The sequence below is a fragment of the Arthrobacter nitrophenolicus genome (assembly GCF_000332815.1).
GTDB classification, from domain to species: domain Bacteria; phylum Actinomycetota; class Actinomycetes; order Actinomycetales; family Micrococcaceae; genus Arthrobacter; species Arthrobacter nitrophenolicus.
In genome coordinates this window covers 1-15,375 of sequence record NZ_AOFD01000014.1, presented here as the reverse complement: position 1 = coordinate 15,375, position 15,375 = coordinate 1, and the positions used below count along the sequence as shown (strand labels likewise).

The window sequence follows — 15,375 nt, the reverse complement described above, 5'->3', positions numbered from 1 at the left end:
CAGCCCATCCGCAGGCCCGCGGGGCTATTGACTTAAAACTAAGCAATTGCTTAGATTGCTGCAGCGGTGATGCCGGTCACAAGCGCACCGCCTTTTCCACTCTTCCGGCGGCGAGCCCGCCCCCATCATTTCCGGAGCATCCATGTCACTGTCACCTGCCTTCACCACTTCATCCACCCTGGATCCCGCCAAGAACGAGCCCTTCGAACTCGGCCAAGTCCAGTGGGTGCGCCGTTTCGGCGAGGGGGACCGCCCCGCCCTGGCCTGCGGCTACTGGCACGTCACCCCGGCCGAAGCGCCGGAACCCTTCGACCTCCTGATGGAGGCCGACGAAACCATCCACATCATCGAGGGGCACCTGCGGATCGAGGTGGAGGGCGGCGAGGCCTATGACCTCACCGCCGGCAGTTCGGCCTCCTTCAACAAGGGCGCCAGGACCCGCTGGTCAGTGCTGGCGCCCACCGTCGAGTTCTTCGTCTACTCGTAGGAACGGCCATGGAGCACGCAAACGTGGACGTCATAGTGGTGGGCGCCGGCTTCGCGGGTCTCACGGCGGCGCGGGAACTCACCCGGCAGGCTTCGCCGTCCAGATCGTGGAAGCCCGGGACCGGATCGGCGGCAGGACCTGGCTGGACAGCCGCCTTGGCCGCGACCTGGAGATCGGCGGCACCTGGGTGCACTGGACGCAGCCGTACGTCTGGGCCGAACTGAAGCGCTACGGGATCGGCACGGTGCCCAGTCCCGAGCCCCAGCGCGCCTACTGGTGGGCCGACGGCGGCCGCCACGAAGGCTCACCCGCCACCTTGCTGGAGTTGATTGGCCGCCACAACAGCCACTTCGTCAAGGAGGCCCGGACCTACTTCCCCCAGCCGTTCCAGCCCCTGGCGAAGGACTCGTTCAAGGAGATCGACGACGTCTCCGTCCGGGACCGCATCCGGGAGCAGTTCCCGCCCGGGTCCGCCCGGGACATCCTGGAATCCTTCTGGACCCTGAATTTCAACGGTCCGCTGGATGACGCGGCGCTCACCCAGGCCCTGCGCTGGGTTGCACTCACCAACGGCGACTGGGCCGTCAACTTCGAGGCCTGTGCCACGTACAAGATCGACGGCGGCACGGCTGCCCTCGCCGAAGCGATCCTGCGGGATTCCGGCGCGCCCATCCACTACGGCTTCCAGGTGGCGGGCATCACGGACGGCGGCGGATCCGTCACCGTCCGCAGTGCCGACGGCCGCACCATCGGTGCCAAGGCCGCCGTCGTCACCGTTCCCCTGCATGCCATACCGGCGGTGGCATTCGAGCCGCCACTGCCGTCCGCCAAGGCGGACGGCGCCGCACGCGGCCAGGTCTCGAAGGGCGTCAAGGTCTGGATCCGGCTGCGCGGTGAGCACGCGCCGTTTGTGGCACTGGGGAACGCCGACTGGCCGCTGAATTTCTTCCAGGTCGAGTACGCGCTCGACGGCGACACAATCGCCGTCGGTTTCGGTCCCGACGCCGCCAGGATCGACGCCGGCCACCCGGCGTCCGTCCAGGCACAGCTGGAACGCCTGTGCCCTGGCCTGGAGGTCGTCGACGTCGCGACGCACGACTGGGTGGCTGACCCGCTCGCGGGTGAAACGTGGCCCATGCACCGCACCGGCTTCCTCGCCACCTCCCTGGCTGGCTGCAGGCACCGCACGGCAATGTGCTCTTCGCCGGCTCGGACATCGCCAACGGGTGGGGCGGCTTCATTGACGGCGCCATCGAAAGCGGCATGGAGGCCGCACTCCAGGCTGCTTCCCTGCTGGCCGCTCCGCGCGGCGCTGCGCTGACCGACAACAACTGATCGCTGCAGGACAAAGCGCCGCGGACGTCCTTTGCCAAGCTGAATTCCATAGCCATTTCCCCCCCAACTCATGACCGCTAAGAGGGATCCAATGAGTATTTCCAATTCCGAGTCCCGGACCACTGACGCTCCGGCCAAGGAGCATTCCACTGCCCTCCGCGCCGGCAGCATCGGCGTGCTGGGCATCCTTTTCTTCGTTCTTTCGGCGCAGGCGCCCCTGACCGGCATCGTGGGCGCCTCGCCGCTCGCCGCAGCGCTCGGCAACGGTGCCGGCGCCCCGGGCGCCTACCTGATCGTGGGCATCGTGATCGTCGTCTTCGCGGTGGGCTTCGTGGCCATGAGCCGCAGGATCCAGGCCAACGGCGCTTTCTACGCCTACATCACCGCGGCGTTCGGCAGGCGGATTGGGGCCGGCGCCGCGTGGTTGGCGCTGCTGGCCTACAACACCGTCCAGGCCGCGATGTATGGGCTCTACGGGGCCGTGTTCTCCGGGTTGCTGGCCTCAATGGGGCTGGAGGTTCCGTGGTGGCTGCTGGCCCTGGCCACCATGGCGGGTGTGCAGGTCCTCGGCTCGCTGAACATCGAGCTCGGTGCCCGGGTCCTTGCCCTGCTGGTGGGCCTGGAGGTTGCCGTGCTGCTGCTGTTCGGCTTCACCGTGCTGTTCCGCGGCGGGGGGCCGGAGGGCCTGGACCTTGCTGCGTCCTTCTCGCCCGCGGCAATCGGTGCCGGGGCTCCCGGCGTGGCCATCATGTTTGCCGTGGCGTCCATGTTCGGTTTCGAATCAACCGCCATCTATTCGGCCGAAGCCAAGGACCCACACCGCACCGTTGCCCGTGCCACCTACCTTTCCGTCGGCGTCATCGCGGTCTTCTTCTCGTTCATCTCGTGGATGCTGGTCAGCTACTACGGCCCCTCCCAGGTCATGGATGCCGCCGGGGCGGCCCTCGAATCAGGGGACGCCACCGTCTTCGTCCTGGGGCCCATGGTGGAACTCTTCGGCCCGTGGGCCGGGGTGGTGACCGGGGTCCTGCTGGTCACCTCGCTGCTGGCCGGCATCATCGCCTTCCACAACGGCATCAACCGGTACCTGCACTCCCTGGCCCTGAACGGCTCCATGCCCGCAGCAGTCGCCAGGACCAACCGGCACCGCGCCCCGGCCGTGGCCGCCTGGATCCAGACCGGCGCCGCCGTCGCGCTCGTTGCCCCCTTCGCGCTCCTGGGCCTCGACCCCGTGCTGAGCCTCTTCTCCTGGTTCAGCGGGCTGGCCGTTGCGGCACTGCTGGTGCTGTACATCCTCTGCTCGGTGGCCGTCGTCGGGTTCTTCCGCCGGGAGCGCATCACCGGCCAGCCGTGGCAGACCCTGGCGGCTCCGGCGCTCGCCGCCGTCCTGCTGGCATGGATCCTGTTCCTGGTGGTCAGCAACTTCACCGCGCTGATCGGCGGCAGCACCGAAACGGCGGTGGCCCTCCTGGCGGCTGTCCCCGCCGTCTACGTTGCCGGCGTGCTGGTGGAGGGACAGGTGCAGCGCCGGCAGGCAGCCGCGGACCTGGGAACACGCCGGCCCTAGGACGCCCTGCCGGCAGGACCGGGAGCCACCTTTTCACTGGCCCCCGGGGGAGCAGCAGCTCCCCGGCGGGCCAGTCTCTGTGCCAGCACAAAAACCCCCGCGAGCAGCACCGCCGCAACCCCCGCCGCGCCGCCCCCGGAAGGCCACAGCCCGGCCAGCCCCAGGAGTGCCGGAACCGTTGCCGTGACCTGGCTGGACAGCACCAGGCTCCAGCCGGCCAGCGGATCCAGCCGCGTAACGCCCAGGGCCGCGGAGCCAAAAAGCAGGCCCCAGAGCGCGGACCAGCACAGCCACAGGACAGCCAGCAGCGGGTCGGAGCCCAGCCAGGCTCCGGCGAGGACCAGCCCGACGGCGGCCACCATCCCGCAGAACCAGCCCAGGCCCTTCGATCCAAGACCCAGCAGGACATCCAGGCCCACATAGGCGTAGGTGGTGCCGAACAGGAACATCCCTGCGGCAGTCAGCGGCGCAGTGCCGCCCACCGCCAGGCAGGCGATGCCGAGCGCCAGTTGGGTACAGCCCACCAGGAGGCTGAACACCCCGGCGTCCCGGCGCGGAAGGAACCCCAGTGTTCCCAGGCCATTGATGAGGAGCGCCGCCCCGGAGAGCAGCAGGCAGATATGGGCCATCAGTTGGCCATCCGGGCGTCGGCGCAGGTCCCGAACCTTTTCATAAAGCGGAATTGGAATGTCACACTGTGGATACTAGGCTGGAATCCGGATCGCCGGCTACAGGCCGCCGGTCATAATCTTATAAGTTGAAGTATCAACTTTTATTCGCGCCGGTGCCGCCGGTGCCGCCGGTGCCCCGGAGAACAGGCAAGGAAGCAGTTCATGGATGCACGGCTGGAGGCCATTCGGGACACCGTCCTGGCGCGCAACCCCGGTGAGGCGGAATTCCACCAGGCGGTGGTGGAGGTCTTTGAAAGCCTCGGCCCGGTCCATGACCGGCACCCGGAGTTCCTCGACGCCGCCATCCTGGAGCGCCTCTGCGAACCTGAACGCCAGATCATCTTCCGCGTGCCTGGACCGACGACGCGGGGCGGGTGCAGATCAACCGGGGCTTCCGCGTGGAGTTCAACTCCGCGCTGGGCCCCTACAAGGGCGGGCTGCGGTTCCACCCGTCCGTCTACCTGGGCATCGTGAAGTTCCTGGGCTTCGAGCAGATCTTCAAGAACGCCCTCACCGGGATGCCGATCGGCGGCGGCAAGGGCGGCTCCGACTTCGACCCCCGCGGCCGAAGCGACGCCGAGGTAATGCGGTTCTGCCGGTCCTTCATGACCGAGCTGTACCGGCACATCGGCGAGTACACGGACGTGCCGGCAGGCGACATCGGCGTGGGCGGGCGCGAGATCGGCTACCTTTTCGGCCAGTACAAACGCATCACCAACCGGTATGAATCCGGCGTGCTGACCGGCAAGGGGATCTCCTGGGGCGGCTCGCTTGTCCGCCCGGAGGCCACCGGCTTCGGCACCGTGATCTTCACCCAGGAAATGCTGAAGACCCGCGGCACCTCGTTCGACGGCCAGCGCGTGGTGGTGTCCGGCTCCGGCAACGTGGCCATCAACGCCATCGCCAAGGCGCAGTCCCTGGGCGCCACCGTGGTGGCCTGCTCCGACTCCTCCGGCTACATCATGGACGAGGCGGGGATCGACGTCGGGCTCCTGCGCGAGGTCAAGGAAGTGGAGCGCGGCCGGCTCAAGGATTACGCCGTCCGCCGTCCCGGCGTCTCCTATGTTGACGGCGGTTCAGTGTGGGACGTCGATGCCACCGTGGCGCTGCCCTGCGCCACGCAAAACGAGCTCGACGGCGGCGCTGCCGCGAGACTGGTGCGGGGCGGCCTCCTCGCGGTGGGTGAAGGGGCCAACATGCCGTCCACGCGGGACGCCGTGGCAGTCTTCCAGGAGGCAGGGGTGCTGTTCGGTCCCGGCAAGGCCGCCAACGCCGGGGGTGTGGCGACCTCGGCGCTGGAGATGCAGCAGAACGCCAGCCGGGACTCGTGGTCCTTCGAACACACGGAGGAGCGGCTGACGGACATCATGGTGGGAATCCACCACCGGTGCGCTGCCACCGCCGACGAATACGGCGAGCCGGGCAACTACGTCCTGGGCGCTAATATCGGCGGGTTCGCCAAAGTTGCAGAAGCCATGCTGGCGCAGGGCCTGATCTAGCAGGCATGGCGTAAGCCCTAGCCGCCGCGCCGCCAGTCGCTGGGGGAGACGCCGAAGGCATCGCGGAAGGTCCGGCTGAAGTGCGCGGCATCCAGGATTCCCCACCGGGCGGCGATGGCGCCCACCGGCTTTCCCGCATGCAGGGGGTCCCGCAGGTCGCGGCGTGCGCCGTCCAGCCGCTGGCTCCGGATCCAGCTGGCCACCGTGGTGCCGGATTCGTGGAAGACGTTGTGCAGGTGCCGCGTGGAGATGAAGTGCGCCGCCGCGATGCTGGCCGGTGACAGCGTCGGATCCGACAGGTTCGCCTCGATGTACTCCCGGATGGACACCGCGAGCAGTGCCTGCGGTTTCATCCGGTCCGGGGTCATGTCCATCTCGGCGTGCAGCATGGTGGAGACCAGGTCCAGGGCGTTGGTTGCCAGGCGGGAGCCGCTGGGGCCGTTCAGCACCTCCAGGTTCTCCGAGAGCTGGCGGATGAACTGCCCCACGATGCCGCTGAGGCCGGTGGCGTCCATGCGGACGGCGGAGAGCTGCCCCACGTAATCCGGGGGCAGGGACAGTGCGTCGCAGGGGAACATCACCACCATCATCCGTGCCTGCTGTTCGAACGTGAGGGTGTAGGGGCGGTTGGTGTCGTAGATGGCAAGGTCGCCCGGCTGGAGGACTGCCTCGCGGTTGTCCTGGATCAGCAGGCCGGTGCCCTCCAGCTGGAGGTTGAGCTTGAAGTAGCGCTCGCCGGCCTGGGCGATCAGCGCCGGCGTGCGGTGCACCTCGTGCGACGTGGCGGTGATTTCCACGATGGACATGCGGTCCAGCACGCGGGAGCGCAGCTGTCCGCGGAAGCCGTCCACGTCCGCGGTCCTGGCGGCCAGCGGCACGAAGGACTCGGCCACCAGGTGCTTCCAGTGGTCAAAGGATGCGGCGGTGCGGGACATAAGCTGCTGCCCGGCGGGCCGGGACGGGCTGTGTACTGGCATGGATAATCCTGACGACGACGGACGGCCATCTGACGTTCCCCCGGGACTGTGTCATGGAACACAGTCCACTCAGGTTAAGGCTTGGCGAATCTTTTTTCAACGATTGGCGAAAAAAGACCTTCCTGACGAAGGATTAGGAGTTCTTGCCGCGGGCGGCCACGCGCCAGCGCTCCACCAGGCTTCCGTTACTGACGACGGCCACATCGTCCACCAGGTTCATGGCCAGGCAAACGTGGTTGGGGATGGCGCGAAGCCGTTCGCCCAGCGCAGGCGGACCTTCGGGGCTGTGCCACTCCACGGTGGCGTGGTGTTCCGAGAGTGCCGTGATCCTTGCGTCCGGATGGTCAAGCAGCCGCCCGTAGCCGGTTGCCCAGGCGGGCTTGTCGCTGCCGAGGATCTTGCTGCCGGCGTCGATGATGAAGCGTGGCGGTGTCCCGGGTTCCACTGCATGGTGGCTCACCACAGTGGCGGCCACGGTGAGTGCAATGTCCTCCGGGGCGCAGCGGCCCAGCTCAAGCTGCTGGGCGTCGCCGAACACGTAGACCCCCGGGCGGACTTCCGTGGCGGCGGAATCTCCAGTGAGCAGCGCGGTGGGCGTGGATCCTCCGCTCCGCACCCCTGTCGTGAACCCGGCTGCCGCCAGGGCTTCCGCCGCGAGCCGCAGCGCCTCCTGTTCCTGCGCGGCCGCCGCGACCGGCATGCCCGGAGCGTAGCTGTGGCCTGGAAAGGTGAACACGCCCGCAACGTCCAGGCCGGCGTCGGAAGCTGCCCGCGCAACGTCGGCTGCGGAGTGCGGGCGGACGCCGCTGCGGTGATGGCCGCTGTCCACCTCCACCAGCACCCTGACGCTTCCCGCCGCCGTCCCCAGGCCCTGGCCAAGCCGGGCGGCGCCTTCGGCCGAATCCACGCCGATGGTGAGCTTTGCCTTTCGAGCGAGGTCCCGAAGCCGGCCGGCCTTCCGGTCCGACAGCCAGAGGGGATAGGCGATGAAAAGGTCGTCCACCCCGGCGCCGGCGAACACCTCCGCCTCGCCGATGGTGGCAACGGTCAGTCCGGTGGCGCCGGCGGCAAGCTGGCGGGCGGCAATCTCCGGGATCTTGTGCGTCTTGGCATGCGGCCGAAGGGCCAGTCCCTTGGCCCGGACGGTGTCCGCCATGCGTGTGATGTTCCGGTCAAGCACGTCCAGGTCGACCAGGATGTCCGGCGTCTCCACGTCCGCGGGGATCATCTGCGCCGTCATGCGGCGAGCAGCGTGAGGTAGCCGTCAAGCTGCGCGGCGTGGCCGAAGTCGGTCCCGCTTTCCGGGGATAGCGCCGCTTCGATCTGGGCGCCGAGCAGCATGTTGAGGAGCTGGCCGGCAGGATGGAATCGTCGACGGCGGCACGGACGTCCCCGGCTTCGCGCGCCTCTGCCAGGAATTGCCGGATGGTGTCCAGCCATGCGGCCATGGACTGCTGGTGGATCTGCGCTTTCTGGGCGTCATTGACGGCCTTCTGCCAGAAGGGGATCACGATCCGCGCTTCGTTCACGCGCTCGTCGTCCAGGGGCAAAACCTCCAGGCAGAAGGCCCGCAACGCTGCCATCCCGTTCTTGCCCGCGGTCACCTCTGCAATCCGCTGGTTGGTCCGGTTGAACACGTGGCCGAAGGCGAATTCCAGGAGTGTGTCCTTGGTGGGGAAGTAGGGCTTCAGAGCGCCGTTGGCGAATCCGGCCTCCAGGGCGATCTCCCGCATGGTGGCCCCCTCGAGGCCCTGCCGCGCGATGATCCGCCACGTGGCGTCCACGAGCTCCAGCCGGCGCTCGTCATGGTCAACTATCTTCGGCACCGCTGGCACTCCCGGGAAATATTTCGCTCAGACTCTTGTGAGCCATGTTACGGACGTTTATTCTCTACAACTATAGAAAATAAACCACCAGCGGCCGGCAACGGCCCGGACGAAGGTTTCACCATGACTCTTGCACCAACGCACACCGCATCCGCCTTCAGCCTGGCAACGGCGCCGGAAATCCTCGAAGTACGCTCCATCCTGCAGGCGGCAGGCCTGCTGGAACCGCAGCACCGGATTGCCTACCTGGGCCTCCTGGAGCCGCCCCGCGGAACTGCCGCGGATGACGCGGACCGGCGCTTCCGCGTCTTTGTCCACGACGTCTCCGGCGCGGCGCCGCGGGACGTCATCGTCTCGGTCACGCAGCAGGAGGTGCTGTCCGCCGTCGAACTCGATACCGCGGCGACCGGCGAACTGCCGGTGCTGGAAGAGGAGTTCGAGCTGGTGGAGTCCCTCCTTGCCACCGACTCACGCTGGCTGAAGGCGCTGGCGGACCGGGGCCTGGACGTAACCAAAGTGCGGGTGGCCCCGCTCTCGGCGGGCGTCTTTGAATATGCCGGGGAGAAGGGCCGACGGATCCTGCGGGGCCTGGCCTTCGTCCAGGACTTCCCGGAGGACAGTGCGTGGGCGCACCCGGTGGACGGCTGGTGGCCTACGTGGACGTGGTGAACAAGGAGGTCACACAGGTGATCGACCTGGGCGCCATGCCCATACCCGCGGAACACGGCAACTACACGGACCCTGAGCTGACCGGGCCGCTGCGCACCACCCAGAAGCCCATCAACATCACCCAGCCCGAAGGCCCCAGCTTCACCGTCACCGGCGGCAACCACGTGGAGTGGGAAAAGTGGAGCGTGGACGTGGGCTTCGACGTCCGGGAGGGCGTGGTCCTGCACAACCTGGCGTTCCGCGACGGCGACCGGCTGCGGCCCATCATCAACCGCGCCTCCATCGCCGAAATGGTGGTCCCGTACGGCGACCCGTCGCCCATCCGGTCCTGGCAGAACTACTTCGACACAGGCGAGTACCTGGTGGGCCAGTACGCCAACTCGCTGGAGCTGGGCTGCGACTGCCTGGGCGACATCACCTACCTCAGCCCGGTCATCAGCGACGCCTTCGGCAACCCGCGCGAGATCCGCAATGGCATCTGCATGCACGAGGAGGACTGGGGCATTCTCTCCAAACACTCCGACCTGTGGTCCGGCGTCAAATACACCCGGCGCAACCGCCGCCTGGTGATCTCCTTCTACACCACCATCGGCAACTACGACTACGGCTTCTACTGGTACCTCTACCTGGACGGCACCATCGAGTTCGAGGCCAAGGCCACCGGCGTCGTCTTCACCTCCGCCTTCCCGGAGGGCGGCTCGGACAATATCTCCCAGCTCGCCCCGGGCCTGGGCGCCCCGTTCCACCAGCACCTCTTCAGTGCCCGGCTGGACATGGCCATCGACGGGTTCACCAACCGGGTGGAGGAAGAAGACGTGGTCCGCCAGGCCATGGGCCCGGGCAACGAACGCGGCAACGCCTTCTCCCGCAGGCGCACCGTCCTGGCCCGCGAATCCGACGCCGTCCGCGAGGCCGACGCCCGCGCCGGCCGCACCTGGATCATCTCCAATCCCGAGTCCCGCAACCGCCTGGGCGAGCCGGTGGGCTACAAGCTCCACTCCCACAACCAGCCCACCCTGCTTGCCGACCTGAGTCCTCGATTGCCCGCCGCGCGGCGTTCGCCACCAAGGACCTCTGGGTCACCCGCTACGCCGAGGAGGAGCGGTACCCCACGGGGGACTTCGTCAACCAGCACCCCGGCGGCGCCGGCCTGCCCGGCTACGTGGCCCAGGACCGGGACATCGACGGCCAGGACATCGTGGTCTGGCATACCTTTGGCCTGACGCACTTCCCCCGGGTGGAGGACTGGCCCATCATGCCCGTGGACACCGTGGGCTTCAAGCTCCGCCCCGAAGGGTTCTTCGACCGCAGCCCGGTCCTGGACGTGCCCGCCAACGTCAACGCGGCATCGGCGTGCCACAGCGGGGGCAGCAGTGACGGCAGCAATGCTGGCTCCTGCCACTAGCCCGGGGTTTCATTCCCGGCTGTGCGCGCTGGTCACCGCGGCGTCCTGCCTGGTGCATGTGTGGGTGGCGGCCACCGGCGGGCACGGCGTCTGGCTCGGGCTCCTGATGGTGGCGCTCGCCGCCGTCTGCGTCCCCTGCACCGTCCACATCTGGCGCCACGGCAAAGTGGGGGCACTCCACCGGGTGGCCGCCGCCGCCGTGGCGATGGCGGTCCTGCATGCGGTCCTGCTGCTGGGCACGGGCGGCGGGGGACACGCCCATGGTGGCGGGCCGCCGTCGTTCGCTGCGGAGGTGACGGGCAGCAGCCAGCTGCTGCTGGTCATTGGGCTGGAGCTGGCGACGGCGTTGCTCGCCGCCACGCTGGTGGCACGCTTGCGGCGGCAGGCAGGGGATGTGGGCTAGCCGGGCTCCCTTGCCGGTTCGCCGGCCTTGCGCGGAGCAATGGTGACGTCCGCGACGCGTTCCAGCTGCGGGCGGGCGTTGTCGCCGTCACGGACCACGCCCCGCTGCCACCACAGCTTCAGCCCCTCGGGGGCAATTTCTAGGCAGGCCAGGTTGTTGTCGAACCACGGACCCTTGACCGTGGACCAGTGCAGTCCCGGGTCCGGAACCTTGGCCGAGCGGGCGGCCAGCGCGCCAAGGGGAGTGGCCAGGCCGTAGGACATAAGGGCGCCGAAGGACCGCAGCAGCCGGGGCAGGGGGTTGCGGATGGGAGAGCAGACCGCCTGGATGATCCTGCTGCCGGAGCTGCGTTCCACCTCCGAGACGTAGGAGAAGTGGACATCGCCGGAGAGGAACGCCACCGTTTCCGGTGCCGGGCCGCGCCGGCCATCCGCCACCTCCCCGGCCATCGCCGCCACCCGCCGGAAGCTCTTTTCAAAGGCACCCCAGTGCTCCAGGTCGAAAGTCTGCCGCAGCTTTTCCCCTGCGCGGGCCGCGAACCTGCCCCAGGCGCCCTCGGAGATGGCCTCGTCCCAGGACTCGAGGTGGTGCAGGCCCATGGGGAGCAGGAACGGCAGGGATGTGCCCACCAGCAGGTGCCGGAAACCGCCCTGCATCCGGTCATCCAGCCAGGCCATTTCGACGTCGTCCAGCAGGGCGCGGCGGTCCGACGCCAGGTTGCGTGCGGCACGGGAATCCACCACGATGAGCCGGGTGTCGCCGAAATCGCGGCAGAAGCTCCAGCGGTAGGATTCCGGCTCGCGGTCCGCGCGCTCGGCCAGGCTGTCCAGTTCCCGGCTCACATCGGGCTCGCCGTCCCCGTGATGCCCGGCAATGACCTGCCAGACCGGGTCGGCGGCACGGTCCTGCGGGGAGAGGTTCCCCAGGTGCTGGTACACCCAGTAGGAGGCCAGTCCGGCAACGATCCGCTGGTGCCACCACGGCTTCTGCTGCATCTCCTCACGCCACGTCCGTGAGGCGTTCCAGTCGTCCCGGATATCGTGGTCATCGAAGATCATGGCGCTCGGCAGCGTGGAGAGCAGCCACCGGTTGGCGGGATCGGACCACGCCAGGTAGTAAAGGTGGGCGTACTCCTCGTAGTCCTGGAGCTCCTCGCCGGGAGGTTCGCTGATGTCCCGGCGGGATTTGATGAACTCCTGCATCTGCTCACTGGTGAGGTCTGCATACACCTGGTCGCCGAGGAACACCACCAGGTCCGGCCACCGCTCATCCGTCCCGGAGACCATCTTCAGGGCATAGGCCCGCAACGCGTCCACGCCGTGGGTACGGTTGCCGGAGGCGTCGTGCGGGACGCTGGTCCGGCAGGACCCGTAGGCCAGCCGCAACGGTTTTCCGGGCTTGAGCGTGGCGACCACCGGAGGCGGGAACCCGTGCTCCGGTTCCGGCCAGACCTTGCTGCCGTCGACTTCCACGGAATACGGAGTCACCGTCCCGGGCTCAAGCCCGTGCAGGTCAACCAGGGCGTAATGGTGCCCGTGCACGGCGAACGTTGAAGCAGTCCACTCCCTGCCGCCGGCGTGCACGGACACCTGGGAAAAATCGCGGGTTTCCACCCAGACGCTCGCCGTCGTCTCATCCACGAACCGCATCATGGGCCCTAGCACCAGAGCTGAGGAAGTCATCTCTCAGTTGTACCCGCTGGGGCGCGGGGCGGCTATGGGGAAACCCGCAACTTGTCTTCCCACCGCTCCGCGAACTACCGCTCCGCGAACCAGTCCCGCGCGGGATTCGTCACGGCGGGCGCCGAACGGTCCAGTCCGGGCTGGGCAGCCCAGCGGACGCCGTTCGCCAGGACACGCTGGATCTGCGGGTGGTGGTACACCGGGTATTCCTGGTCGCCGGGGCTGAAGTAGAAGATGCGTCCCTTGCCCCGGGTGAACGTGACGCCGGACCGGAACACCTCGCCGCCGGCGAACGAGCTGATGAAGATCAGGTCGTCTGGGTCTGGAATATCGAACAGCTCGCCGTACATCTCCTGCTCGGGGATGACGATGGGGCTGTCCACTCCTTCGGCAATGGGGTGTGACGGCTTCACGGTCCAGACGAGCTCGCGCTCGCCGTCGTTCCGCCAGGCCAGCGAGCAGCTGGTGCCCAGCAGCCGGGTGAAGATCTTTGCGAAGTGCCCCGAGTGGAGCACGATCAGTCCCATCCCGCCCAGTACATGGCGCTGGACACGGTCGACGACGGCGTCGCCCACCTGGTCATGGGCGATGTGGCCCCACCAGAGGAGGACGTCCGTCTCGGCGAGCACCTCCTCGCTGAGCCCGTGCTGGTCGTCGGCGAGGACCGCCGTCGTAATCTCCGACTCCGGGTAGAAGGAGCGCAGCCCTGCTGCGATGGCGCCGTGGATGCCGTCCGGGTAGATTTCCCCGATGTGGGCCGGCTCGTTGTTGGCCTCGTGGACGCCTTCGTTCCAGACCAGGATCCTCAGTTTTTCACCCATTAGAGACGAACCTCCCTCTGCTCCCGTGCGGACTGGTAGCACGCGTCGATGATCTGTGCGCGGTAGAGCGCCAGCGAACCGTCATGCCCGCGCCAGGCCTCGGGGCCGCCGCGGACGGCTGTCACGAAATCCTCCACCACCGCATCGTGCGCCCGGCCCGGAAGGACGGGCGGGACATAATCCGCGGATTCGCCGTCCTTGTCGGTGAACACCCGGAGCTGGCCGACAGGCGGGAAGGGCGCGCCCTGCACCTTGAGCTCGGCACCGCCGTCGGTTCCGTAGACGGTGAAGTCCAGCAGGTCGTCGGTTTCCCGGTACGTGGCCCAGCTGGCCTCGATGAGGAGCGTTCCGCCGCCCTCAAGCCGGAGGAAGGCGGACGCGAAGTCTTCCACCTCGAACGCGTGGCTGGTGGCCTGGGCGGAGTACCTGCTGCCGCCGCCCCGCCCTTGGGGACCCAGCTCCGAATGGGTGGCGGCGGACACTGCCAGCACCTTCGGTTCGCCGAGCAGGTGCAGGGCGTAGTCCAGGGCGTGGACACCGATATCGGCCAGCGGTCCGCCGCCGGCGAGTTCGGGGTTGGTGAACCAGCTGCCCAGGGTGGGGATGCCGGAACGGCGCAGCCACGAGGCCTTGGCGTAGTAGGGGCGGCCCAGGCCGCCGTCGTCAATGACCTCCTTGAGTGCGCCGATGTCACCGCGGCGGCGGTGGTTGAAGGCAACATCCAGGACGCGGCCCGCCTTGCGCGCGGCATCCACCATGGCCTGGCCTTCGATGGCGTTGCGTGCGATGGGCTTTTCGCTCAGCACATGGATCCCGCGTTCCAGGGCGGCGATGGCAATGGGTGCGTGCAGGAAGGTGGGCACTGCCACGCTGATGGCATCCAGGCCGCCGTGCTCCAGCATCTCTTTCCAGTCGGCAAAGGCATTCGGAATGGAGTACTCAGCCTGCAGCGAGTCGCGGAGCTCCTGTTCCATTCCTGCCAGCGCCACGATGCGGACGCCTTCCAGGGCGTTGTAGGCCATCAGGTGCTGCTGCCCGGCCCAGCCGATGCCGACCACGCCCACCCTCAGTTCCTTGGTGTCTGGTTCTGGCAGGGCGGATGCCTGCTGGCCGGGGGACTGCTCGTTGCTCACGGGTTTTCCTTCTTCTTGTGGTTGTGGATGTGGGGTTCTAGCCCTTGACGGCGCCGGCGGTCATGCCGGAGACGATGCGTTTCTGGCACAGGAGCACCAGGATGACGAGCGGGATCGTGATGACCACCGAGGCCGCGCTGATGGTGCCGAGCGGCTGGTCAAACTCGCTGGTCCCGCTGAAGAACGCAATCGCCACCGGGACCGGACGGGCCTCGGGGGAAGTGGTGAGGGTGACGGCAAGCAGGAATTCATTCCATACCGAGATGAACACGAGGATCGCCGTCGTGGCAAGGCCCGGGACCGCCAGGGGCAGGATGACTTTGCGGAAGGCGGTAAATGGCGTCGCGCCGTCCATGTAGGCCGATTCCTCCAGCTCACGCGGGATCTCCCTAAAGAAGGAGGTCAGCGTGTAGATGGCCAGGGGCAACGCGAACGTCAGTTTCGGGATAATCAGGCCAAGGAGTGTGTCGTACAGGCCGATCTCGCGCCAGATCGAGAACAGCGGGGCAGCAATGGCAATGGCCGGAAAGGTGGTGACCGACAGGATGAGGGTCAGGATCAGGCTTTGCGGCGCATTTTGAGCCGGGCCAGCGCGTAGGCGGCGAAGGAGGCGAACACCAGCGCGACCGTGGTGGTGACGACGGCGATAATCACCGAGTTGCGCAGGGCCAGCAGGAACTCGGCGCTCTGGAACACGGCCTGGTAGTTCTCGAAGGTCGGCTGGCTGGGGAAGAGTTCACCCTGGGAGAGGCTGGCGCCCTTCTTGAGCGACGTGTTGACCAGCCAGTAGAACGGGATGAGCGAGAAGCCCATGACGGCTATGACGAATACCCACACGACGGGATGCAGCCGGGCCTGGCCGCGGGGCCTCCGCCGCGGCGCCCTGCCCCTGGATGGCCG

Annotated in this window: 10 protein-coding genes and 5 pseudogenes; 7 read left to right on the top strand and 8 right to left on the bottom strand. The window is 67.8% G+C overall.

The genetic code is table 11. The annotated features are described in order from the left end of the window. The first annotated feature begins 142 nt into the window (after positions 1–142). From G205_RS06950 to G205_RS06940, 4 genes and pseudogenes are all read left to right on the top strand, one after another. Complete coding sequence (locus tag G205_RS06950) at positions 143–487, top strand: cupin domain-containing protein (RefSeq protein ID WP_009357351.1); 345 nt, start codon at positions 143–145, stop codon at positions 485–487. Continuing rightward, positions 390–1,565 (top strand): annotated as a pseudogene (locus G205_RS06945) (flavin monoamine oxidase family protein); the annotation flags it as partial. The gene G205_RS06950 and the pseudogene G205_RS06945, both read left to right, overlap by 98 nt. Before the next feature lie 50 nt (positions 1,566–1,615). Next, on the top strand, positions 1,616–1,822 hold the full coding sequence (locus G205_RS23985; RefSeq protein ID WP_354175735.1) for an FAD-dependent oxidoreductase: 207 nt from the start codon (positions 1,616–1,618) through the stop codon (positions 1,820–1,822). A gap of 91 nt (positions 1,823–1,913) precedes the next feature. Then, entirely contained in the window at positions 1,914–3,389 is a 1,476-nt protein-coding gene (locus G205_RS06940; protein ID WP_009357350.1) for an APC family permease, read from the top strand. Here the strand turns inward: G205_RS06940 and G205_RS06935 are convergent. Beyond that, positions 3,386–4,018: an AmiS/UreI family transporter gene (locus G205_RS06935; RefSeq protein WP_009357349.1), complete on the bottom strand. Its 633-nt coding sequence runs from the start codon at positions 4,016–4,018 to the stop codon at positions 3,386–3,388. The genes G205_RS06940 and G205_RS06935 overlap by 4 nt on opposite strands. A 204-nt stretch (positions 4,019–4,222) precedes the next feature. Between G205_RS06935 and gdhA the strand changes: the two are divergent. Further along, a pseudogene (gdhA, locus tag G205_RS06930) lies at positions 4,223–5,559 on the top strand (NADP-specific glutamate dehydrogenase). Between the two features lie 17 nt (positions 5,560–5,576). Here gdhA and G205_RS06925 read toward each other — a convergent pair. The 3 genes and pseudogenes from G205_RS06925 to G205_RS06915 form a co-directional block, all read right to left on the bottom strand. Continuing rightward, positions 5,577–6,494 carry an AraC-like ligand-binding domain-containing protein gene (locus G205_RS06925; RefSeq protein ID WP_009357346.1) on the bottom strand — a complete coding sequence of 306 codons (918 nt, stop codon included), beginning with the start codon at positions 6,492–6,494 and terminating at the stop codon, positions 5,577–5,579. Between the two features lie 175 nt (positions 6,495–6,669). Next, positions 6,670–7,776 carry an alanine racemase gene (locus tag G205_RS06920; RefSeq protein ID WP_235046810.1) on the bottom strand — a complete coding sequence of 369 codons (1,107 nt, stop codon included), beginning with the start codon at positions 7,774–7,776 and terminating at the stop codon, positions 6,670–6,672. Next, positions 7,773–8,362 (bottom strand): annotated as a pseudogene (locus G205_RS06915) (TetR/AcrR family transcriptional regulator). Before G205_RS06915 ends, G205_RS06920 begins: the two are co-directional and overlap by 4 nt. A 123-nt stretch (positions 8,363–8,485) precedes the next feature. Here G205_RS06915 and G205_RS06910 point away from each other — a divergent pair. Both G205_RS06910 and G205_RS06905 read left to right on the top strand, forming a co-directional pair. Then, a pseudogene (locus G205_RS06910) lies at positions 8,486–10,436 on the top strand (primary-amine oxidase). Then, entirely contained in the window at positions 10,417–10,839 is a 423-nt protein-coding gene (locus G205_RS06905) for a hypothetical protein (RefSeq protein ID WP_009357343.1), read from the top strand. Before G205_RS06910 ends, G205_RS06905 begins: the two are co-directional and overlap by 20 nt. Here the strand turns inward: G205_RS06905 and G205_RS06900 are convergent. From G205_RS06900 to G205_RS06885, 4 genes and pseudogenes are all read right to left on the bottom strand, one after another. Further along, on the bottom strand, positions 10,836–12,521 hold the full coding sequence (locus G205_RS06900) for an alkaline phosphatase D family protein (RefSeq protein WP_035752289.1): 1,686 nt from the start codon (positions 12,519–12,521) through the stop codon (positions 10,836–10,838). The genes G205_RS06905 and G205_RS06900 overlap by 4 nt on opposite strands. Positions 12,522–12,595: 74 nt before the next feature. Further along, positions 12,596–13,342 (bottom strand): ThuA domain-containing protein, encoded by a 747-nt coding sequence (locus G205_RS06895; RefSeq protein WP_009357341.1) that lies wholly within the window; start codon positions 13,340–13,342, stop codon positions 12,596–12,598. Then, positions 13,342–14,436, bottom strand: a complete 1,095-nt coding sequence (locus G205_RS06890) for a Gfo/Idh/MocA family protein (protein ID WP_035752305.1) — start codon at positions 14,434–14,436, stop codon at positions 13,342–13,344. The genes G205_RS06895 and G205_RS06890 overlap by 1 nt, the downstream gene beginning before the upstream one ends. A 76-nt stretch (positions 14,437–14,512) precedes the next feature. Continuing rightward, positions 14,513–15,375 (bottom strand): annotated as a pseudogene (locus G205_RS06885) (carbohydrate ABC transporter permease); the annotation flags it as partial.